General features: G+C 65.8%; 20 protein-coding genes. 19 read left to right on the forward strand and 1 reads right to left on the reverse strand.

Going from position 1 to position 19,410, the window contains the following annotated elements:
- Nucleotides 1-61 precede the first annotated feature (61 nt).
- Nucleotides 62-841, forward strand: coding sequence for a GNAT family N-acetyltransferase (locus BMX78_RS12525; protein ID WP_091419851.1), 780 nt, complete (start codon nucleotides 62-64; stop codon nucleotides 839-841).
- Nucleotides 842-849: 8 nt separating this feature from the next.
- Here the strand turns inward: BMX78_RS12525 and BMX78_RS12530 are convergent, their stop codons facing one another.
- Nucleotides 850-1,527 carry an acVLRF1 family peptidyl-tRNA hydrolase gene (locus tag BMX78_RS12530; protein ID WP_091419852.1) on the reverse strand — a complete coding sequence of 226 codons (678 nt, stop codon included), beginning with the start codon at nucleotides 1,525-1,527 and terminating at the stop codon, nucleotides 850-852.
- 66 nt (nucleotides 1,528-1,593) lie between these two features.
- Between BMX78_RS12530 and BMX78_RS12535 the strand changes: the two genes are divergently transcribed.
- The 18 genes from BMX78_RS12535 to BMX78_RS12620 all read left to right on the forward strand — a co-directional run bounded on the left by BMX78_RS12535 (nucleotide 1,594) and on the right by BMX78_RS12620 (nucleotide 19,410).
- On the forward strand, nucleotides 1,594-3,015 hold the full coding sequence (locus BMX78_RS12535) for a replication-associated recombination protein A (RefSeq protein ID WP_091419854.1): 1,422 nt from the start codon (nucleotides 1,594-1,596) through the stop codon (nucleotides 3,013-3,015).
- 169 nt (nucleotides 3,016-3,184) lie between these two features.
- Nucleotides 3,185-3,811 carry a 30S ribosomal protein S4 gene (gene rpsD, locus BMX78_RS12540; protein ID WP_015937210.1) on the forward strand — a complete coding sequence of 209 codons (627 nt, stop codon included), beginning with the start codon at nucleotides 3,185-3,187 and terminating at the stop codon, nucleotides 3,809-3,811.
- Between the two features lie 146 nt (nucleotides 3,812-3,957).
- Nucleotides 3,958-4,332 (forward strand): DUF948 domain-containing protein, encoded by a 375-nt coding sequence (locus tag BMX78_RS12545; protein WP_050054932.1) that lies wholly within the window; start codon nucleotides 3,958-3,960, stop codon nucleotides 4,330-4,332.
- An 18-nt stretch (nucleotides 4,333-4,350) separates the two neighbouring features.
- A complete protein-coding gene (locus tag BMX78_RS12550; protein ID WP_286138931.1) occupies nucleotides 4,351-4,593 on the forward strand; it encodes a hypothetical protein in 243 nt (80 codons plus the stop codon).
- A 133-nt stretch (nucleotides 4,594-4,726) separates the two neighbouring features.
- Complete coding sequence (alaS, locus tag BMX78_RS12555; RefSeq protein ID WP_091419858.1) at nucleotides 4,727-7,405, forward strand: alanine--tRNA ligase; 2,679 nt, start codon at nucleotides 4,727-4,729, stop codon at nucleotides 7,403-7,405.
- Between the two features lie 7 nt (nucleotides 7,406-7,412).
- A complete protein-coding gene (gene ruvX / locus BMX78_RS12560; RefSeq protein WP_091419860.1) occupies nucleotides 7,413-8,012 on the forward strand; it encodes a Holliday junction resolvase RuvX in 600 nt (199 codons plus the stop codon).
- Nucleotides 8,009-9,727 carry an endolytic transglycosylase MltG gene (gene mltG / locus BMX78_RS12565; protein ID WP_091419862.1) on the forward strand — a complete coding sequence of 573 codons (1,719 nt, stop codon included), beginning with the start codon at nucleotides 8,009-8,011 and terminating at the stop codon, nucleotides 9,725-9,727. The genes ruvX and mltG overlap by 4 nt, the downstream gene beginning before the upstream one ends.
- A complete protein-coding gene (locus BMX78_RS12570) occupies nucleotides 9,724-10,584 on the forward strand; it encodes a shikimate dehydrogenase (protein WP_091420021.1) in 861 nt (286 codons plus the stop codon). Before mltG ends, BMX78_RS12570 begins: the two co-directional genes overlap by 4 nt.
- Before the next feature lie 26 nt (nucleotides 10,585-10,610).
- Nucleotides 10,611-11,810, forward strand: coding sequence for a chorismate synthase (gene aroC / locus BMX78_RS12575; protein WP_091419864.1), 1,200 nt, complete (start codon nucleotides 10,611-10,613; stop codon nucleotides 11,808-11,810).
- Between the two features lie 57 nt (nucleotides 11,811-11,867).
- Nucleotides 11,868-12,377, forward strand: a complete 510-nt coding sequence (locus tag BMX78_RS12580; protein ID WP_370455834.1) for a shikimate kinase — start codon at nucleotides 11,868-11,870, stop codon at nucleotides 12,375-12,377.
- Nucleotides 12,374-13,465 (forward strand): 3-dehydroquinate synthase, encoded by a 1,092-nt coding sequence (gene aroB, locus BMX78_RS12585; RefSeq protein ID WP_091419867.1) that lies wholly within the window; start codon nucleotides 12,374-12,376, stop codon nucleotides 13,463-13,465. Before BMX78_RS12580 ends, aroB begins: the two co-directional genes overlap by 4 nt.
- Nucleotides 13,465-13,983, forward strand: coding sequence for a tetratricopeptide repeat protein (locus tag BMX78_RS12590; RefSeq protein WP_091419869.1), 519 nt, complete (start codon nucleotides 13,465-13,467; stop codon nucleotides 13,981-13,983). Before aroB ends, BMX78_RS12590 begins: the two co-directional genes overlap by 1 nt.
- Nucleotides 13,984-14,165: 182 nt before the next feature.
- Nucleotides 14,166-14,729 carry an elongation factor P gene (gene efp / locus BMX78_RS12595; protein ID WP_050054941.1) on the forward strand — a complete coding sequence of 188 codons (564 nt, stop codon included), beginning with the start codon at nucleotides 14,166-14,168 and terminating at the stop codon, nucleotides 14,727-14,729.
- Complete coding sequence (gene nusB, locus BMX78_RS12600; protein WP_091419871.1) at nucleotides 14,729-15,139, forward strand: transcription antitermination factor NusB; 411 nt, start codon at nucleotides 14,729-14,731, stop codon at nucleotides 15,137-15,139. Before efp ends, nusB begins: the two co-directional genes overlap by 1 nt.
- Before the next feature lie 107 nt (nucleotides 15,140-15,246).
- On the forward strand, nucleotides 15,247-15,963 hold the full coding sequence (locus BMX78_RS12605) for a GntR family transcriptional regulator (protein WP_091419872.1): 717 nt from the start codon (nucleotides 15,247-15,249) through the stop codon (nucleotides 15,961-15,963).
- Between the two features lie 127 nt (nucleotides 15,964-16,090).
- A complete protein-coding gene (locus tag BMX78_RS12610) occupies nucleotides 16,091-17,095 on the forward strand; it encodes a sugar phosphate isomerase/epimerase family protein (protein ID WP_091419874.1) in 1,005 nt (334 codons plus the stop codon).
- A gap of 57 nt (nucleotides 17,096-17,152) precedes the next feature.
- Nucleotides 17,153-18,919 carry a dihydroxyacetone kinase family protein gene (locus BMX78_RS12615; RefSeq protein ID WP_091419875.1) on the forward strand — a complete coding sequence of 589 codons (1,767 nt, stop codon included), beginning with the start codon at nucleotides 17,153-17,155 and terminating at the stop codon, nucleotides 18,917-18,919.
- Nucleotides 18,916-19,410: a ribose-5-phosphate isomerase gene (locus BMX78_RS12620; RefSeq protein WP_091419877.1), complete on the forward strand. Its 495-nt coding sequence runs from the start codon at nucleotides 18,916-18,918 to the stop codon at nucleotides 19,408-19,410. The genes BMX78_RS12615 and BMX78_RS12620 overlap by 4 nt, the downstream gene beginning before the upstream one ends.

The raw sequence follows: 19,410 nt of genomic DNA on the forward strand, positions 1-19,410 counted from the left end.
TTTGACCTGAAGGCCCTCCCGCAAAGGAGGGCCTTCAGGCTTATCGCACACAGGAGTCCACATGGGCTACGGCCTCCCGGGTCTGCATAATTTTGAAACGCTGATGGATGCTGCCTGGCCTTCCATGGAGCGGCACGACACGGGGGAGTGGGTCCTCCGCGCCGCGGAAGGTGTCACCCAACGGGCCAATTCTGTGTGGCCGCGGACCAGTGCCCAAGCGCCCGGCGATGCGCTCCGCGTAGCGGCGCAGTGGTACCGGGAACGGCGGCTTCCCCTGATCTTCCAGGTCACGGACGCACCCGCCAACGGCGCGTTGAACGACGTCCTGGACGGACACGGCTTCACACGCCAGTCGGAGACACTCATCATGGTTCGGAGCGCGGCGGCCGCACGCGTGCCCGCACGGGATGCCGTTCCGGTGGAGATAACTGACCGGCCCGACGACGAATGGCTGGCTCTGTGGTGGAGCGTGGACGGCCGCGGCGGCGGGGCAGAGCTGGAGACAGCGCGTGCCATCCTCACCGGCTGCCCCTCGCTGTATGCCTTGGTGAGGGACGAGGACGGCCGGCCCGCCGCCGTCGGGCGCCTCGCCCTGGTGGATGAAACCGGCGGGATTTACTGCATGGCCACCTCCCCGTCGCACCGCCGGCGTGGATACGCTTCCGAAGTACTGCAGGCACTCCTGTCCGAGGGAAACGCACGTGGGATGAACAGTTTCTGGTTGCTCGTCACCGCCGCCAACGAGGCTGCACAGCAGTTGTACGCCCGCGCCGGATTTACGGAATCCGGCCGCTACCTCTACCGTCAGCAGCGGCCGCGCCGGGCGCTGACGGGCTGCTGAGCCGGGCCTCAGCCGACCGGGGCGTCGGAAACCTGGACGCGAACTGAGCACGCGTCGGCGGCAGCTTTCCGCAGCACTGCTGCTTTGGGATCCGGGACATCCAGGTAGGCAAGCCGGGGGAGCGCGGCATAGTCCTTCAGGGCCGGGTGCTGGAGCACAAGCCCCGCTAACGCCCGGTCACCGCCGGGAACAACGTATTCAAACTGCCCGCTGGTGAATATCCGCAACGCCTGTTCTGCAACAGTCTGAACCAGCGCGTCCGCCTGGTTGGACCGGCGCCGTGCGAACCGCTGCTGCGACTGGCCGCCTGCCGCAGTCCGGGACTGTACATACGTCGAACCCACCTTCGAGGCCAACAGTGTTCCTTCACTCACCACCGCTACGCCATATCCACCCCGGCGCACCAGCAACAGCCCAAGACGGCGCGGCTGCGACGCCAGGGAGGCGAGCCTTTCGAGTTCGTCCGCGCCGCGTCCCGGACGGCCGTCCGCGGGCCAGGGAGCCTGCAGGAGCGCTTCGGCGCCGTCGGACGCCAGCAGGTGCAGGCCGTCGTCGTCATCCTTTACTTGGAACCCGCCGTGCGCCGCCCCGAACCTCTCCGCCCAGCCAGCCAGCCGGCTGCCGGCGATGAAGGCAGTGCGGACGGAGTGTCCGCGCTGTCCTCCTGCGGCGGTACGTGCGGGCATCAGGGCATCCTTGGCTGGGCGGCGGCTTCGGCGGGAAAGCCGAAGGACTGGAAGTAGCCTATCTATGTGGATGATCTCTTCGGGCACGGGCCAGGCAATGATGACGACGACGACGCTCCCGTTGCCGCCGTCGGCCGGACTGCCGGGGTAGGAGGCAATGCCTCCCCGCGCGGTCCGCTTGCCGTCCGGATGCGCCCCCGCACCCTGGATGAGGTAGTGGGGCAGCAACATCTCCTGAGCCAGGGGTCACCATTGCGCCAGTTGGCTGCCGGGGCCGGAGCGGACACCTCCGGACCCGCGGGGCCTACTTCGCTGATCCTGTGGGGTCCCCCGGGGACCGGCAAAACAACCCTTGCGCACGTAATCGCCCGCGGACCGGGCCGGAAGTTCGTGGAACTTTCCGCCATCACCGCCGGCGTCAAGGACGTACGGCGCGTCATGGACGACGCCCTCACCGCCCGCGACCTGTACAAAACAACCACCGTCCTGTTCCTGGACGAGATCCACCGCTTCAACAAGGCCCAGCAGGATGCCCTGTTGCCGGGCGTGGAAAACCGGTGGGTGGTACTGGTTGCGGCCACCACGGAGAACCCCTCCTTCTCCGTGGTCTCACCGCTGCTGTCCCGCTCACTCCTGCTGACGCTCCGTCCGCTGACAGACGCGGATATCGAAGGACTATTGCAGCGCGCCGTGACCGATCCCCGCGGCTTGGGCGGGAAAGTAAACCTCACTGCCGAAGCACTCGACCACCTGGTCAGGCTTTCGGGCGGTGACGCCCGCCGTGCCCTGACCGCCCTGGAGGCGGCCGCCGGCGTGGCGTTCGGGGACGCAGATGATGCCGAAGACGGGCCGGTCGCCGTCGATCTGAAGCACACGGAACGCGCGCTGGACGTTGCGGCAGTGCGGTACGACCGTGCCGGAGACCAGCACTACGACGTCATCAGTGCCTTCATCAAGTCCATCCGCGGCTCCGACGTCGACGCCGCCCTCCACTACCTGGCCCGGATGCTCGAAGCGGGGGAGGACCCGCGTTTCGTGGCCCGCAGGATCATGATCTCGGCCGCCGAGGATGTGGGGATGGCTGACCCCACCGCACTTCAGACTGCTGTGGCGGCGGCGCAGGCGGTGCAGCTGATCGGGATGCCGGAGGGGCGCATCATTCTCGCCGAGGCTGTGGTGCACCTGGCCACGGCGCCGAAATCCAACGCCGCGTACATGGGCATCAACAAGGCCACCGCCGACGTCCGGGCGGGCTTGGGGATCGGCATTCCCGCGCATCTGAGGGACGCACACTACCCGGGTTCCAAGCAGCTGGGCCACGGCGTTGGGTACAAATACGCCCACGATGCCCCGCACGGGGTGGCCGCCCAGCAGTACCCGCCGGATGACCTGGTGGGGAAGGACTACTACCAGCCCACCGCCAACGGCGCGGAACGGGACATTGCGGTGCGGCTGGAGCGGCTGCGGAAGATTGTCCGGGGCAAGTAACCCCGTGGTAGGATGGATGTTTGTCTGGCAAGGCGCGGACGCACAATCTCCCCAATTTCACGTTGAGAAGGTTATGCCTGCGCCCAGTAGCAAAAGGCAGCGGTTGGCCGATGCTCTCCATCGTGGAGGCCAGTAACACTGACACACCGCAGATATTGGAAGGACACAAGTGGCTAACAACACTCGTGCTCGCCGTCAGGCCCGCCTCTCGCGGTCCCTCGGCATCGCTCTGACCCCCAAGGCCGCCAAGTACATGGAGCGCCGCCCGTACGGCCCCGGTGAGCATGGCCGTGCCCGCAAGAAGCAGGACTCCGACTACGCCGTACGTCTGCGCGAAAAGCAGCGCCTGCGCGCCCAGTACGGCATCCGCGAAGCACAGATGACCCGTGCCTTCGAAGAGGCCCGCCGCACCAAGGGCCTGACCGGTGAAAACCTCATCGAACTGCTCGAAATGCGCCTTGACGCCCTGGTCCTGCGTGCCGGCTTCGCCCGCACCATCGCCCAGGCCCGCCAGCTGGTTGTGCACCGCCACATCCTGGTTGACGGCATCCGCGTTGACCGCCCGTCGTTCCGCGTCGGCGAAGGCCAGCTGGTCCACGTCCACAGCCGCAGCGAAACCATGGTTCCGCTCCAGGTCGCAGCAGCAGGCGCCCACCGCGACGTCCTGCCCGCCGTTCCGGCTTACCTGGACGTCAAGCTGGAAGCCCTCCAGGCACGCCTGGTCCGCCGCCCCAAGCGGTCCGAGATCCCGGTGACCTGCGAAGAGCAGCTCGTCGTCGAATTCTACGCACGCTAAATCCCAGCAGCGTATCCAAAGAAGCCCGTGGCAAGCGCCGCGGGCTTCTTTGTATGTAAGGTACTTGGGGGACATCTGCGGAAGCGCGCTTTGCGAAGCACCCGCCGATGGCATGAACCACAGAATTTCGAGGAGATGAAACGTCTATGTCTGGTGGCGATATTGCCGGCCTGATCGCTGCCGGAGTGTTCGCGCTCCTGGTGCTGCTGCTGGCAGTGCCCATCCTGAAGCTGGGCAAAGTCCTGGACGAGGTGCGCACATCCATCCGGTCACTGAGCGACGGCGCGACGCCTTTGATGGACGAGGTCACCGCTACCGTGTCCACCACCAACCAGCAGCTGAAGAAGGTGGATGGCATTTCGTCCAACGTCTCGGATGCCTCGGCCAACCTTTCCGCGTTGTCCTCCCTGGTTGCCGCCACCGTCGGCTCGCCGCTGATCAAGGTGGCGGCGTTCAGCTACGGCGTCCGCACCGCGCTGGCCAACCGCAAGAAACCCGCTGCCGGCCGCCGCAGCCGCTGACCTTTCGGAGAACCTGAAATGAAACGACTTGTCTGGATGGGAATCGGCGTGGCCATCGGCGTCATCGCATTCCGCAAAGTGACTGAGGCGCAGGCCAGCATGCAGTCCACCCTCGGCCCGCAAGGCCTGAACCGGGCAGTGGGCAGGCTCACTGACGGAATTTACGACTTTGCCGATGCCCTCCGGGACGGCATGCGCGAACGGGAAACCGACCTCCGCGCCGCCCTCGGAGTGGACTCCGGGGAACTCGCGCGGCGCTGACCTCAGCAACGGCACCAGGCGGCGCCCGGCCGCAGCACCTTAGAACCAACAGGCAGCAACCGTGCCAACGGAACTGCCACGTGAACGAACTTCCGCGCAGCCGCGTGGACCAAGAAGGGTAAGTAAACAGCTCATGAAGTCGCAGGAGATCACAAAGCGCTGGGTGGACTTTTTTGTCAGCAAGGGCCACACGGCGGTTCCCTCCGCATCGCTGGTCTCCAGCGACCCATCGCTGCTGTTCACGGTTGCCGGCATGGTTCCGTTCATTCCCTACCTCACGGCCCGCGAGGTGCCGCCCTACTCCCGCGCCACCAGCGTGCAGAAATGCATCCGCACCGGCGACATCGAGGAAGTGGGCAAGACCGCGCGGCACGGCACCTTCTTCCAGATGTGCGGCAACTTCTCCTTCGGCGACTACTTCAAGGAAGACGCCATCAAGTTCGCCTGGGAACTGCTCACCACGAGCGTTGCCGACGGCGGCTACGGCCTTGCGCCCGAACTGCTGTGGGTGACCGTCTACGAAGAGGACGACGAAGCCAAGGACCTCTGGCTGAAGAACACCGGCGTCCCGGCCGAGCGCATCCAGAAGATGGGCAAGTCTGACAACTACTGGCATACCGGCCAGCCCGGACCCGCCGGCCCCTGCTCCGAGATCTACTATGACCGCGGCCCGGCGTACGGTGTGGAGGGCGGTCCGCTGGCGGACGAGACCCGCTACATCGAGATCTGGAACCTCGTGTTTATGCAGTACCAGATCGAAAACGTCCGTACCAAGGAAGACTTCGATGTGGTGGGCGAGCTGCCCAAGCGCAACATCGACACCGGCCTGGGCATGGAGCGCCTGGCCATGATCCTGCAGGGCGTCGAGAACATGTACGAGACCGACCAGGTCCGTCCCGTCATTGACAAAGCCGCTGAACTTTCCGGCAGGGAATACACCTCCGCCGAGACCCCGGACGATCCCCACCACACGGACGACGTCCGCATGCGTGTGGTGGCCGACCACATCCGCTCGGCCCTGATGCTCATTTCCGACGGCGTCACCCCCTCCAACGAAGGCCGCGGCTACGTTTTGCGCCGCCTCATCCGCCGTGCCGTGCGCTCCATGCGGCTCCTCGGCGTCGAACAGGCCTGCCTGCCCGATCTGCTGCCCGCCTCCCGGGACGCCATGAAGGGCGTCTACCCGGTGGTGGACACAGACTTCGCCCGGATCAGCCGCATTGCCTACGCCGAAGAGAAGGCCTTCCTGCGCACCATCGCCTCCGGCACTGCCCGCCTTGAGGACGCCGTCAGGGAATCCAAAGCTGCCGATAAGCCGCTCTCGGGCGCCGACGCTTTCGCCCTGCACGACACCTACGGGTTCCCGATCGACCTCACGCTGGAAATGGCTGAGGAAGCGGGGCTCAAGGTGGACGAGGCAGCCTTCCGCAGCCTCATGCAGGAGCAGCGCCAGCGTGCCCAGGCCGACGCCAAGGGCAAAAAGGGCGGCCACGCCGACCTCACCGTGTTCCAGGAACTCCTCGGCCAGGGCGAGACCGTTTTCACCGGATACACGGAGCTCGACGGCGAATCACGCGTCCGCGGCATCCTCACCGGAGGGCGGCCGGTACAGCAGGCCTCCACCGGCGACGAAATCGAGCTGGTCCTCGCCGAAACCCCGTTCTATGCCGAAGCCGGCGGCCAGGCCGCCGATACCGGCCTCATCACCGGCGACGGCTTCGTGGTCGAAGTCCTCGATGTCCAGCGCCCGCTGAAGGGCCTGAGTGTGCACAAGGCGATTGTCCGCGAAGGCGAGATCGGCGCCGACTCACTGGTCCGGGCCGCCGTCGACCGGGAACGCCGGCACGCCGCCGAGCAGGCGCACACGGGCACGCACATCGTGCACGCCGCCCTGCACCAGATCCTCGGGCCGGAAGCCACCCAGCGCGGGTCCTTCAACAAGGCGGGCTACCTGCGCTTCGACTTTGCCTGGGGCGAAGGGCTGAGCACCGCCACCCGCTCCGAAATCGAAGAAGTTTCCAACCTTGCCATCCGCAACAACTACTCGGTGGAAACCAAGGTGATGGGACTGGCCGAAGCCAAGGCCCTGGGCGCCATGGCCCTCTTCGGCGAGAACTACGGCAGCGAAGTGCGTGTTGTTGAAATCGACGGCGCGTGGTCCCGCGAGCTTTGTGGCGGAACGCATGTGTCCAACACCTCACTGATCGGCAGCCTTTCGCTGCTCGGCGAACAGTCCGTGGGGTCAGGAAACCGCCGCGTGGAGGCCTTCGTTGGCATGGACGCTTTCCGCCACCTTGCCGCCGAACGTGCTCTCGTGACGGAACTGACGGACATGCTCAAGGTCCCGTCCGGCCAGCTGGCCGACAGGATCGCCGCCACCCTCGCCAAGCTCAAGGCCACCGAGAAGGAGCTGGACCGCCTCCGCAAGGAACAGCTGGCTGCTTCGGCTGCCCAGCTGGTGAACAGCGCCAAGGACGCCTCGGGCGTCAGTGTCATTGCGCACGACGCCGGCCAGGTCAGCGGGGCGGACGACCTCCGCGGACTCGCACTGGACCTTCGAAACCGCCTGGGCTCGGCTGCGGCAACCGTGGCCGTGGCCGGTGTTGCCAATGACCGGCCCATGATCCTGGTGGCCACCAACGAGGCAGCGCGGGACGCCGGGGTCAAGGCAGGCGGTCTGGTCCGCGTTGCCGCAGGCATCCTCGGCGGTGGCGGCGGCGGCAAGGACGATGTTGCCCAGGGCGGCGGAACGGACGCAGCCAAGGTAGCTCCAGCCCTGGCAGCCGTTGTGGACGCCATCGCACGGCGATAAAGCACCCATGACCAATCCAACAGCTGCCGGCGGCAGCCCCCAGGGCGTCAAACTGGGGATCGACGTCGGCACCGTCCGGGTCGGTGTGGCCATTTGCGACCGGGACTCGATCCTGGCCACGCCGTACAAGACCCTGGACCGGAATCCGAAGAAAAACTCCGATATCCGGGTCATCGCCAACCTGGTGCAGGAACTCGGCGCGGTACAGGTCATTGTGGGCCTGCCCCGCACCATGAAGGGTGAAGAGCACGCCTCTGCGAAAATGGCCACGGAGTACGCCGGGCTGCTGGCAGCAGAGCTGGCAGCGCGGGATCTGGCCGTCCCGGTAAACCTGGTGGATGAGCGGCTGAGCAGCGTGACTGCGCACCGGAACCTGCATGAAGCTGGCATGAGCAGCAGGGACCACCGTAAAGTAGTTGATCAGGTCGCGGCGGCAGGCATCCTTCAGCACGCCCTCGACATGCAGAAAGCCAGGGGAGCGGATGTGGGCCGACGCGTCGCAGCGCCCTCCCTTTTCGTGGATCCGGGGACAAACGGCGCGGATGAGTCTGTCCGCGCCGCCCCGGAGGCCACAGACCGATCTTCAGATAATGGAAGGCAACAGTGAGCCCTGCCAACATTGACGACGCAACCGGTCCCTGGGACGCCGGGGCAGCGAGGCCGCTGACCCGCAAGGAGCTCCGGGCGCGCGAGAAGACCACCACAGCGCTCCAGGGCACAGTGCCGGAGCAGGCCTACGAAACAGGACATGAGGTGCCGCCAGTGCCTGCCGATCCACCTGCCGTGGCGGCGTCTTCCGCTGCTTCGGTTCCCAACCATCCGGTTCCTGAAGAGCAGCCCGTTCCGGCCGCTCCGGCCGCACCCCCGTCCATCCAGGATCTGCAACAGGAAGAGCCGCAGCCCGAGGCCGCCCCCGAGGCGCACCCCGCTGCGCAGCCCGGCGTCCATCACGCGGCCACCCATGAGCCGGACGCGCCGGCGACCGAGATCCACAACGTCGTTCACCAGGACGATGTCCACGCTTCCTACGAGCCGGCCCTTGCCGGCCACCAGCATGCAGCCGACGGGCATTACGACGGCGACGTGCACTATGCGGAGGGCCACGGCTACCAGGACGCCCTGCACCATGACGGGCCCCTTCATGATGATGGGCACTACGAGCAGGGACACTACGACGATGCGCAGTACGATGACGGGCACCATGATGACGGGCGCCACGACTTCCTGCCCGGCCCTGCCGCAGCAGCCGTAGTGGCCAAGCCGTCCAAAAAAGTCCGCCGCCGCCGCAGGTTGCTGGCACTGTTCCTCACCCTTGCTGTTTTTGTCACCGCGGTCGCCGTCGGCGCACAGTTCCTCAAGCCGCTGCTGGGCAACGACAAGCCCAGCGATTTCCCCGGCCCGGGATCGGGCGAGGTTGTGGTGACTGTCCAGAACGGCGAAGGCACGCGTTCCGTGGCCAGCGCCCTGGAGAGCCAGCGGGTGGTGGCGAACGCTGACACCTTCCTGGCCGCATTCACCGCCTCAGGAGGGACCCTGGCGCCGGGCGATTACACGTTCAAGACGGAGATGAAGAACAGCGACGCCGTGAATGTGCTGCTCGGCCAGGACAAAACCAAGGTTATCTACTTTGCGCTCAGTGCCGGGCTTCGCATCGGCGAGTCCCTGCAGGCCATTTCGGAAGGGTCCGGAGTGTCCATCCAGGACCTGAAGGCCCTCAGCGACCAGCCGGCCCAGTTCGGACTGCCCGCCAGTGCGAAGAACCTGGAGGGCTTCCTGGCACCGGGGGAGCACCGCTACCCGCTCGGCACCTCCGCGAAGGACATCCTCCAGTCTCTGGTGAAGACCACCGTGGACGAGCTTGTCTCGCAGGGCATTACCGATCCGGCGAAACAGTACGAAGCTGTGATCGTCGCCAGCATCGTCCAGGCCGAGGGTGGCCAGGCGGACTACGGTGACGTGGCTGGCGCCATCTATAACCGGCTCAAGCCCAATGACCAGACCGGCGGGTTCCTGCAGGTGGATTCAGCCGTGACCTACGGGCTGGGCACCAGGAGCTTCAACTTTACCGACGAGCAGCGGCAGGACAAGTCGAACCCGTACAACACCTACGCCAATCCGGGCCTGCCTCCCGGGCCGATCGGTTCTCCGGGCAAGACGGCCATCGACGCTGCCGCCAAACCGAAGACCAACGATTTCCTGTACTGGGTGACGATCAACCTTGACACCAAGGAGACCAAGTTCTCCCGCACCCTGGCGGAGCACAACGGCTACGTTGAGCAGTACAACGCGTGGTGCACGGCAAACGCCGGCCGCTGCACATGAGCCTCCGGGCAGCCGTCCTGGGCCACCCGATCAGCCACTCCAAATCACCGGCGCTGCACCATGCGGCGTACGGCAGGCTGGGCATCGGCATCAGCTATACGGCTATTGACGTCACTGAGGAACTGTTGCCCTCGTTGATGCGCCAGGTCCGTGACCAGCCGGGCTGGCGCGGGCTGTCCGTCACCATGCCTTTGAAGGCGGCCATGGTGGGCGAAGTGGATGAGGTCCGCGGCGTGGCCCGGACGCTGGGCGTGGTGAACACTGTGTCCTTCGAGCAGTACGGCGGCGGCTTGCGCACCATCGGTTCGAACACGGATGTGGCTGGAATCGTCAACGCGGTCCGGCACGCTGGCGCCCGCACGCCGTCCGCGCCGGTTGTCCTGGGCGGGGGCGGAACGGCGGCAGCTGCCGTGGCGGCATTGAAGGAACTCGGCGCCGGTTCTGCCCGGATCTTCGTTCGGGACCCTGCGCGCACAGCCGACGTCCGAAGCGCGGCAGACAGCCTTGGCCTGGCTTTGGACGTCCAGCCACTGGCCGAGGCTGCGGCACCCACGGCCGCTGCCGACGTCGTAATATCCACCCTGCCGCCGCGGGCGGCGGACGGACTGGCGGCCGAAATCGCCGCCCTGAAAAGCCCCACACCCGGTGTTTTGCTCGATGTTGCCTACGATCCCTGGCCCAGCCTCATCGCGTCCGTATGGAAGACGGGTGGTGGTGCTGTGGTGCCCGGCCTTGAAATGTTGCTCTACCAGGCCGTGGAACAGGTACGCCTGTTCAGCCGGCTTGAAGACGAAGTTAATGCATCCGTCATAGATGTGATGTGTGACGCAGTCGGCCTTCCCCGACGGGCGTTGTGACCGCCATACGTGGCAGGATGGAAAATATGTTGCGTTGGTTGACTGCCGGTGAATCCCATGGTCCGGCTCTGATGGGAATTATTGAAGGCGTCCCCGCCGGTGTTGAAATCACCAGCGGGCACATCGCCGATTCACTGGCCCGCCGCCGCCTGGGTTACGGGCGCGGCGCACGCATGAAGTTTGAACAGGACGTGGTGACCATCCTCGGCGGTGTCCGGCACGGCATCACCCAGGGCGGTCCCGTGGCTATCCAGGTGGGCAACACGGAGTGGCCCAAATGGGAACAGATCATGGCTTCGGACCCGGTTGACCCGGAACTTCTTGCCGACCAGGCCCGCAACGCCCCCCTGACGCGTCCCCGCCCCGGCCACGCTGACTTCACCGGAATGCAGAAGTACGGCTTCGATGAGGCCCGCCCCGTCCTGGAACGCGCCAGTGCCCGTGAAACCGCCACCCGCGTAGCACTTGGTACGGTCGCCGCACAGTTCCTGAAGCACCTGGGGATTGAACTCGTCAGCCACACCGTGTCCATCGCCAGTGTCACGGTCCCGGAGGGACGGCCCTTGCCCCTGCCTGCCGACGTGCTGGCCCTGGATGCAGACCCGCTGCGCTGCTTCGACCGCGAAACGTCGGACGCGATGGTGGCCGAGGTGGACGCCGCCCACAAGGAAGGCGAAACCCTGGGCGGCGTAGTTGAAGTCCTTGCCTACGGGCTCCCGCCGGGACTGGGAAGCTATGTCCACTGGGACCGCAGGCTCGACGGCAGGCTTGCTGCCGCCCTGATGGGCATCCAGGCAATCAAGGGTGTGGAAGTGGGCGACGGCTTCCTCACCGCCGCCCGCCGCGGCTCCGCCGCCCACGACGAAATCGTCAAGGACACTGACGGCCGGATCACCCGGACCAGCAATCGTGCCGGCGGCATTGAGGGCGGCATGAGCATCGGCGACGTGCTCCGCGTCCGCGCGGCCATGAAGCCCATCGCCACGGTCCCCCGCGCCCTGAAGACCATCGACGTGAGCACCGGCGAACCGGCCAAGGCCCATCACCAGCGCTCCGACGTCTGTGCCGTGCCGGCCGCCGGCGTTGTTGCCGAAGCCATGGTGGCGCTGGTCCTGGCCGAAGCTGTCAGCGAAAAGTTCGGCGGCGACTCCGTGGCGGAAACCGCACGCAACATCAAGGGTTACCTGGACAACATTCCGGCGTCCCTGGACTCGATCGGCCGGTAAGTGCCCCACCGCAACAAACCCCTGGCCGTCGGCCGTCCCGTGGTCCTTATCGGGCCCATGGCAGTCGGCAAATCCGCCATCGGCCACCAGCTCGCCCAGCAGCTTGGTGTCCCGTTCGTGGATACCGACGCCGTCATCGTGGCCGCCCACGGGTCCATCGCGGATATCTTCGCAGGGCGTGGCGAGCACGCCTTCCGCGAAATTGAGGCACGGACGGTGGCCGACGTCGTCGAAGCGGCAGAAGGCACCACTACCGTCGTCTCCCTTGGCGGCGGCGCGGTACTTGACTCGGGAACGCAGCAGCTCATTGGCCGCTGCACCGTGGTGTACCTCGAGTGCGATGCCGATACCGTTGCCGGCCGCATCGCCCGGAACTCCGGACGGCCCCTGCTCGCAGGGGATGCGATGGGCCGCTGGACAGCCATGTTCGCCACCCGCAAGCCGGTTTACGAGCGGCTGGCAGATATCACCCTGGACGTGCGCCACGGCTCGGTTTCCGAGCTGGGACGCCGACTGGAAGCAGCACTGCGGGACTACGCAGCTGCCAAACAGGAAGTTGAAAAGTGAGCGCCGAATCAACAGTCATCAAGGTCACCGGCGAGTCCGCCGCCAACAACTACGACGTAGTGGTGGGACGGGGGCTGCTCGGAGACCTTCCGGGCCTGCTCGGCGAGCGGGTCCGGCGGGTCCTTGTCATCCATCCGCGCGCCCTTCGGCTCACCGGCGACACAGTCCGTGACGAGCTGGCCGCGGCTGGTTTCACCTCGCTGACGGCCGAGATTCCCGACGCCGAAGAGGGCAAGCACATCCAGGTGGCCGCCTTCTGCTGGCAGGTCCTGGGGCAAAACGACTTCACGCGCTCCGACGCGATTGTCGCCGTCGGGGGAGGGGCCGTCACGGACCTTGCCGGCTTCGTGGCTGCCACCTGGCTGCGCGGCGTCAAGGTCATCCACATGCCCACCAGCCTGCTGGGCATGGTGGACGCCTCCGTGGGCGGAAAGACCGGCATCAACACGGCGGAAGGCAAGAACCTGGTGGGTGCCTTCCACCCGCCGTCCGCCGTCCTGGCCGACCTTGACACACTGAACACGCTGCCCAAAAACGAGATCATCTCCGGCATGGCGGAAGTCATCAAGTGCGGGTTTATCGCAGATCCCGCCATCCTTGACCTCGTTGAAAAGGACCCGGAAGCCGTAGCGGACCCGCAATCAGCCGCCCTCCGCGAGCTCATTGAGCGGGCCATCGCCGTAAAAGCGAAGGTGGTTTCCGAGGACCTCAAGGAGTCCGGCCTGCGCGAGATCCTGAACTACGGCCACACCCTGGGCCACGCCATTGAACTGGTCGAGCGGTACTCCTGGCGCCACGGGGCCGCCGTCTCCGTGGGCATGATGTTCGCCGCCGAGCTCGCCCGCAGCGTGGGCCGGCTCAGCGATACCGACGCCGACCGGCACCGCAGCATCCTGGACGGACTGGGGCTTCCGGTCACCTACCGGAAGGACCGCTGGCAGGGCCTGCTCGACGGCATGCGGCGGGACAAGAAGTCCCGCGGCGACCTGCTGCGGTTCGTGGTCCTCGACGGCGTGGCCAAGCCCGGGATCCTCGATGTGCCGGACACGTCGCTGCTCTTCGCCGCCTACCAGGAAATTGCTTCCTGATGCACGGCGACAGGGAAGGCACAACGGACTGGCCGGAGGCCGGATTCCCGGGTATCCGCATCAACCCGGAATCACTGCTCCCGGAAATCGTCAATGAAGACGCCTGCCGGGAAGCCCTGGCGGTCTCCACTGACCCGGCCGACCACATTTTTGTCCTGCTGGTGGAAGGACATGCTGCCGAGGCTGCCGAACTGCTGGCAGAAGCCCGCTTCAAGGATCCCGAATCTTTCCGGCTCCGGGCCTTCGAAGCCGAAGTGCTCCGGGTGACCAACCGCCTGGACAGGGCGGTGGAGCTGTTCCGGCAGTTGCTCGCCGAAGTGCAGGGCACGCCCCGTGAGGCGCTGGTCCTGCAGTTCCTGGGCAAAACACAGTACACGGCAGGCCAGACCTCCGCGGCCGTTGAATCCTTTGCCCGCGCGCTGGATCTGCGGGTGGCCGAGTCAGCTGATGCCGCCTTGATCTACTCCTCCACGGTGGCTCTCCAGCGCGCCCGGGACGTGCTGGACCTGGCCTGCTGACGCCGGACAGCGCACCGTCACGGGAGGCCGTACCGGGGGCACCCCCGATTTACCGGTAGAATGGTATTTGAATTTTTTCGAACTCCGATTTTTGACAAATACGAGCTGGCACGCCGCCTGGCCTGCCTGCCCGGCATACAGCGCCTGACAACGCGACCAGACAGAGAAACCAGAGGATACCAGTGGCAACCACTAACGACATCAAGAACGGAACGGTCCTGAAGCTTGAGGGCCAGCTCTGGAACATTATCGAATTCCAGCACGTCAAGCCGGGCAAGGGCGGCGCCTTTGTGCGGACCAAGATGCGCAACGTGATGTCCGGCAAGGTTGTGGACAAGACGTTCAACGCCGGACTCAAGATCGAAACCGCCACCGTGGACCGCCGCGACTACCAGTACCTGTACCAGGACGGCGCTGACTTCGTGTTCATGGACACCTCCGACTACGACCAGATCACGGTCTCCGGAGCCACCGTTGGCGACGCCACCAACTTCATGCTCGAGAACCAGATGGTCAACATCGCCATCCACGAGGGCACCCCGCTTTACATCGAACTGCCGCCGAGCGTCGTCCTCGAGATCACCTACACGGAGCCGGGCCTGCAGGGCGACCGCTCCTCCGCCGGCACCAAGCCCGCCACCCTGGAAACCGGCTACGAGATCCAGGTCCCGCTGTTCATCGAGAACAACACCAAGGTGAAGGTAGACACCCGCGACGGCAGCTACCTTGGCCGGGTCACCGAGTAGTGAGCGCCCGCGGTAAAGCCCGTAACAGGGCCCTGGATGTACTTTTCGAAGCCGAGCAACGCTCGGTTTCGGCTTTCGAGGTGCTCCGGGCGCGCCGGGAGAAGACTGACCAGATCATCAACCCCTATACCCTTGAGATCGTTGAAGGCGTGCTCTCGCAGCAAGTCGCCATCGACGAATTCCTCGAAACCTACTCGCAGGGCTGGAGCCTTGAGCGCATGCCGTCGGTTGACCGCATCATCCTCCGCATCGGCACCTGGGAGCTCCTGTACAACGACGACGTCCCGGACGGCGTGGCGGTGAGTGAAGCCGTGGCGCTGGCCAAGACTCTCTCCACCGACGAGTCGCCGCAGTTCATCAACGGCCTCCTCGGCCGCCTGCAGCAGCTGAAGCCTTCCCTGCTGGCATAGGCGCAGCATTTAAGGAGCCCCGGCCAGGTCAGCCTGGCCGGGGCTCTTTTGCATCCCCTTAGGTCACGTCACCAGTGCGGGCCGAGGCAGCCCTATAGGATTTACACATGCAGAATGCCCTGGACAGCACCGATGCAGTGCCGCCCGCCCGCCGTTCCGGACGCGCAGTCAGCCGCCAGGTGCTTGCCGACCACGTCTACACCGAACTCCTGACCTCCCTCATGGACGGCCGGCTGGCTCCGGGATCTGTGGTGAGCATCGACGGAACCGCCCGGGATCTTGACGTTTCCCCCACTCCCGTCCGGGAAGCGCTGGCCCGGCTGGAGCACACCGGGATGGTACGCCGCGTTGCACTTAAGGGCTACCGTGTGGCGCCCGTCTTCACCCAAGAGGATTTTGCCGAGTTGATGGAAGCCCGGCTGGCGATCGAACCGGTCAACGCGCGGCTCGCATGTGAACGCATGGACCAGGGCGGCCTGGCGGAGTTGAAGCAGGCGGTGGAAGACCTGAAATCCGCTCCCCGCGGACCGGCCTTCGCCGAGTTCAAGGAGTACCTTGAGGCGGACGAGCGGTTTCACCAGTTGATCGCGCGGCAGACCGGAAACCAGTTCATGGAGGCCGCCTACTCGGCCCTCGGCGGCCAGATCCAGCGCTTCCGCCTTTTCGGGGGAGTGGGCATTACCGACGCGGAATCCGCCATAGCCGAGCACCAGGCTGTCCTGGACGCTTTTTCGACGGGCGACCCTGGTAAAGCCGAAGCAGCCATGGCTGCGCACATCCAGCAGGTCCGGTCAAGGGCCATTGCTGCCGCACCCGAAAGCTAGTCCCCGCCCCGACGGGATCGCATAACCCCTGCCTGTAGCCCGCCGTTTTTTCCTGAAAGTGATCTTGACAACATTCCTCGCGATAGTAAATCCTATAGGAAACACGATCTAGGAAAGTGAGACCCGCGTGGTTTACACGGCAAAGAACTGGCCCATCACAGCAGCGTTGCTGCAGTTTCCCGCGACCGATGCTGCAGGAGTGCACATCAACGACGCGGAAGCTTCGGTGTGGGCGGACGTTCTGACGGAAGTGAAAGAAGCCGGCTTCGCGAACGCGGACCTTACCGACAGCTGGGTACGCCCCGGTGACCTGGGCACAAAGCGGCTTGCTGAGTTCAAGCAGACAGCAGACGAGGTAGGCATCGGTATCCCGGTGATCTCCGCCATCCGCCGCAGCGTCATCGAGGAAGGCAGCTGGGAAGCGAACCTCGCCTACAGCCACCGCACCATAGACGCCGCCGCCGAACTCGGCTGTGAGGTTGTCTCCTTCGGGCTGCACCAGGCCATCACCCCCGAGCAGCAGAAGCAGCTGTGGTTCTGGACGGTGGAGGGCTACAAAGACCCCGCGGGTGACGCGGAAGCGTGGAACAACGCGGTGATCCGGCTTCGTGAACTTGGCCGGCACGCAGCCGAGGTTGGCGTGCTGCTCTCGCTCGAGATGTACGAGGACACCTACCTTGGCACTGCCGATTCCTCCGTCCGGCTGGTCCAGGACATCGGCTTGGCCAATGTTGGCCTCAACCCCGATCTCGGGAACCTGATCCGGCTTCACCGGCCCATCGAGGACTGGCGGGACATGGTGGCTAAAACCCTGCCTTACTCCAACTACTGGCACATGAAGAACTACATCCGCGACGAGGACCGTGCCCGCGATATGTACGTCACCATGCCGGCGCCAATGGAAAGCGGCCTGATCAACTACCGTGAGGCTTTCAAAGTGGCACTCTCCGTGGGTTTCCAGGGCATTCTCTGCACAGAGCACTACGGCGGCGACGGGCTGAGCGTGACGGCCAGCAACCAGGACTACCTCCGCCGCCACGTCCTCCCCAAGACCGACGGGTACACCCTCGGCAGCAGCCAGGTGGCCCAGGGACGGCAACAGCCCAGCGCGGCTGAACTCTCCAGCGTGTGATCGCTGCCGGCCTTCGAACCGGATAAGAAATTGTCACCAAGGATTCAATGAGGAACCATGACGCAGATTTTTGACAACCCCGCCAACTTTGCAGATGAGGCATTGGACGGCTTTGTGGCAGCCAACCGGGGGTACGTTGCCCGGGTCGACGGCGGCGTTGTCCGCTCCACGGAGGTGCCCGCCGGTCAGGTGGCCCTGGTGGTGGGCGGCGGCTCCGGCCACTACCCGGCCTTCGCCGGCCTGGTGGGACCGGGCCTGGCAGCCGGCTCCGCCTGCGGCAACATGTTTGCATCCCCTTCGGCCGGCCAGGTGTACCGGGTGGCCAAAGCGGCCAACGCCGGCGGGGGTGTGCTGTTGAGCTACGGCAACTACGCCGGCGACGTTCTCCACTTCGGCCAGGCTGAGCTGCGGCTCAAGGCGGAAGGCATCGACACAAGGACCGTCCTGGTCACTGATGACATCGCCAGCGCGCCCATCGACCAGATCGGGAAACGCCGCGGCATCGCGGGCGATCTGACTGTTTTCAAGATTGCCGGTGCCGCCGCCGAAGCGGGCCTGGACCTGGACGCGGTCGAGCAGCTGGCCCGCCGTGCCAACTACCGCACCCGTTCCCTGGGCGTGGCCTTTGACGGGTGCACGCTGCCGGGAGCCGGGAAGCCGCTGTTCCACGTGCCGGCCGGCCAGATGTCGCTTGGACTGGGAATCCACGGTGAGCCGGGCATCTCCGAGCATCCTTTGCCCACGGCCTCTGAACTTGCGGAGCTCCTGGTCTCCAGGCTCCTTGAGGACAAGCCAGATGATGCCGGGCACCGCGTGGTGGCCATCGTCAATGGCCTGGGGACCGTCAAGTACGACGAACTGTTCCTGCTTTTCGGCAAGGTCGAGAAGCTCCTCACCGCCGCCGGCCTCACTGTTGTGGAACCCGAGTGCGGCGAACTGGTCACCAGCCTGGACATGTCCGGACTCTCCCTGACCCTGCTGTGGCTGGACGAGGAACTCGAGCGCTACTGGGCAGCTCCGGCGGACACCCCCGCTTTCCGCAAGGGAAACCTGGCACCTCGTCCCCGCCGGGAACTGGCCGGGCCTGAGGATGCCGTGGCCGGCGACGAGGAGCTCACGACGGCGGCAGCAGCTGCCATGGGCCGGCTGGCAGCCGCTGTGCTCGCCCAGGTGCGGGACGTCGTCGTCGAACACGAAACGGAACTGGGGAGGCTGGATGCGGTTGCGGGCGACGGCGACCACGGCATCGGCATGCGCCGGGGCGTGGATGCCGCAGCGGCAGCCGCCCTGGACGCAGCGGCGGCGGGAGCTTCCGTACAGCGTGTGCTGATGGCGGCAGGGGAGGCATGGAGTGAACGGGCCGGAGGAACGTCCGGGGCGCTCTGGGGCTCCGCTGTGCTGGCTGCCGGAATGATGCTCGGCAACAAGGAGTCCTACCGTGACGGGGATGCAGCCTCCGCGGTGACCGCGTTCGTAAACGCCATCACCACCCTTGGCAAGGCAGAACCGGGCGATAAGACCATGGTGGACGCCCTGCTTCCATTCCGGGACGCCTTCCTGGCCTCCTCCAGCGGCGGTGCTACCGCAGCTGCGGCCTTGGCCGCCGGGGCCGCGGCTGCCCGGAAGGCCGCGGAGGACACAGCATCCCTGCGGCCGCTCAAGGGGCGGGCGCGTCCGCTGGCCGAGAAAAGCCTCGGACATCCGGACCCGGGCGCAGTTTCCTTCGGACTGATCGCGGCCCGCGTCTCCGATTACTTCAACTCTGAACTGTCTGACTATTCACTGCTGGCCGGCTCAGCGGCCGGAAAAGGAGCACAAGCATGAGCGCACACGAAGGTGCCGCAGCAGGCTGGCGCATCGTCATCGGAAATGATGAAGCCGGCGTCGAATACAAGGAGGCGCTGAAGGCGCTGCTCGAAGCGGACAGCCGGGTGGCATCTGTGGTTGACGTGGGCGTGGCCGCCGACGACACCACGGCATACCCGCACGTCGCCGTCGACGCCGCCCGCAAAGTGGCCGGCGGCGAAGCGGACCGTGCCCTGCTGATCTGCGGAACCGGCCTCGGCGTCGCCATCGCAGCCAACAAGGTACCGGGCATCCGCGCCGTCACCGCCCATGACGGCTATTCCGTGGAGCGTTCCGTCCTGAGCAACAACGCCCAGGTCCTCACGATGGGCCAGCGGGTCATCGGCCTGGAACTGGCCAAGAAACTGGTGGGCGAATGGCTCGACTACCGCTTCGACGAGACCTCGGCCTCCGCCGCCAAAGTGGACGCAATCTGCTCCTACGAACCCGATTACACGAAGGCAGTCTGA

The organism is Arthrobacter sp. OV608 (genome assembly GCA_900110595.1).
Lineage (GTDB): Bacteria > Actinomycetota > Actinomycetes > Actinomycetales > Micrococcaceae > Arthrobacter.

Bases quoted from the DNA above. Each gene is read 5' to 3' on its own strand.
- BMX78_RS12525 (WP_091419851.1), top strand. From the start codon at position 62: ATGGGCTACGGCCTCCCGGGTCTGCATAATTTTGAAACGCTGATGGAT.
- BMX78_RS12530 (WP_091419852.1), bottom strand. From the start codon at position 1,527: ATGCCCGCACGTACCGCCGCAGGAGGACAGCGCGGACACTCCGTCCGC.
- BMX78_RS12545 (WP_050054932.1), top strand. From the start codon at position 3,958: ATGTCTGGTGGCGATATTGCCGGCCTGATCGCTGCCGGAGTGTTCGCG.
- BMX78_RS12550 (WP_286138931.1), top strand. From the start codon at position 4,351: ATGAAACGACTTGTCTGGATGGGAATCGGCGTGGCCATCGGCGTCATC.
- alaS (WP_091419858.1), top strand. From the start codon at position 4,727: ATGAAGTCGCAGGAGATCACAAAGCGCTGGGTGGACTTTTTTGTCAGC.
- ruvX (WP_091419860.1), top strand. From the start codon at position 7,413: ATGACCAATCCAACAGCTGCCGGCGGCAGCCCCCAGGGCGTCAAACTG.
- BMX78_RS12570 (WP_091420021.1), top strand. From the start codon at position 9,724: ATGAGCCTCCGGGCAGCCGTCCTGGGCCACCCGATCAGCCACTCCAAA.
- aroC (WP_091419864.1), top strand. From the start codon at position 10,611: ATGTTGCGTTGGTTGACTGCCGGTGAATCCCATGGTCCGGCTCTGATG.
- BMX78_RS12580 (WP_370455834.1), top strand. From the start codon at position 11,868: ATGGCAGTCGGCAAATCCGCCATCGGCCACCAGCTCGCCCAGCAGCTT.
- BMX78_RS12590 (WP_091419869.1), top strand. From the start codon at position 13,465: ATGCACGGCGACAGGGAAGGCACAACGGACTGGCCGGAGGCCGGATTC.
- BMX78_RS12605 (WP_091419872.1), top strand. From the start codon at position 15,247: ATGCAGAATGCCCTGGACAGCACCGATGCAGTGCCGCCCGCCCGCCGT.
- BMX78_RS12615 (WP_091419875.1), top strand. From the start codon at position 17,153: ATGACGCAGATTTTTGACAACCCCGCCAACTTTGCAGATGAGGCATTG.
- BMX78_RS12620 (WP_091419877.1), top strand. From the start codon at position 18,916: ATGAGCGCACACGAAGGTGCCGCAGCAGGCTGGCGCATCGTCATCGGA.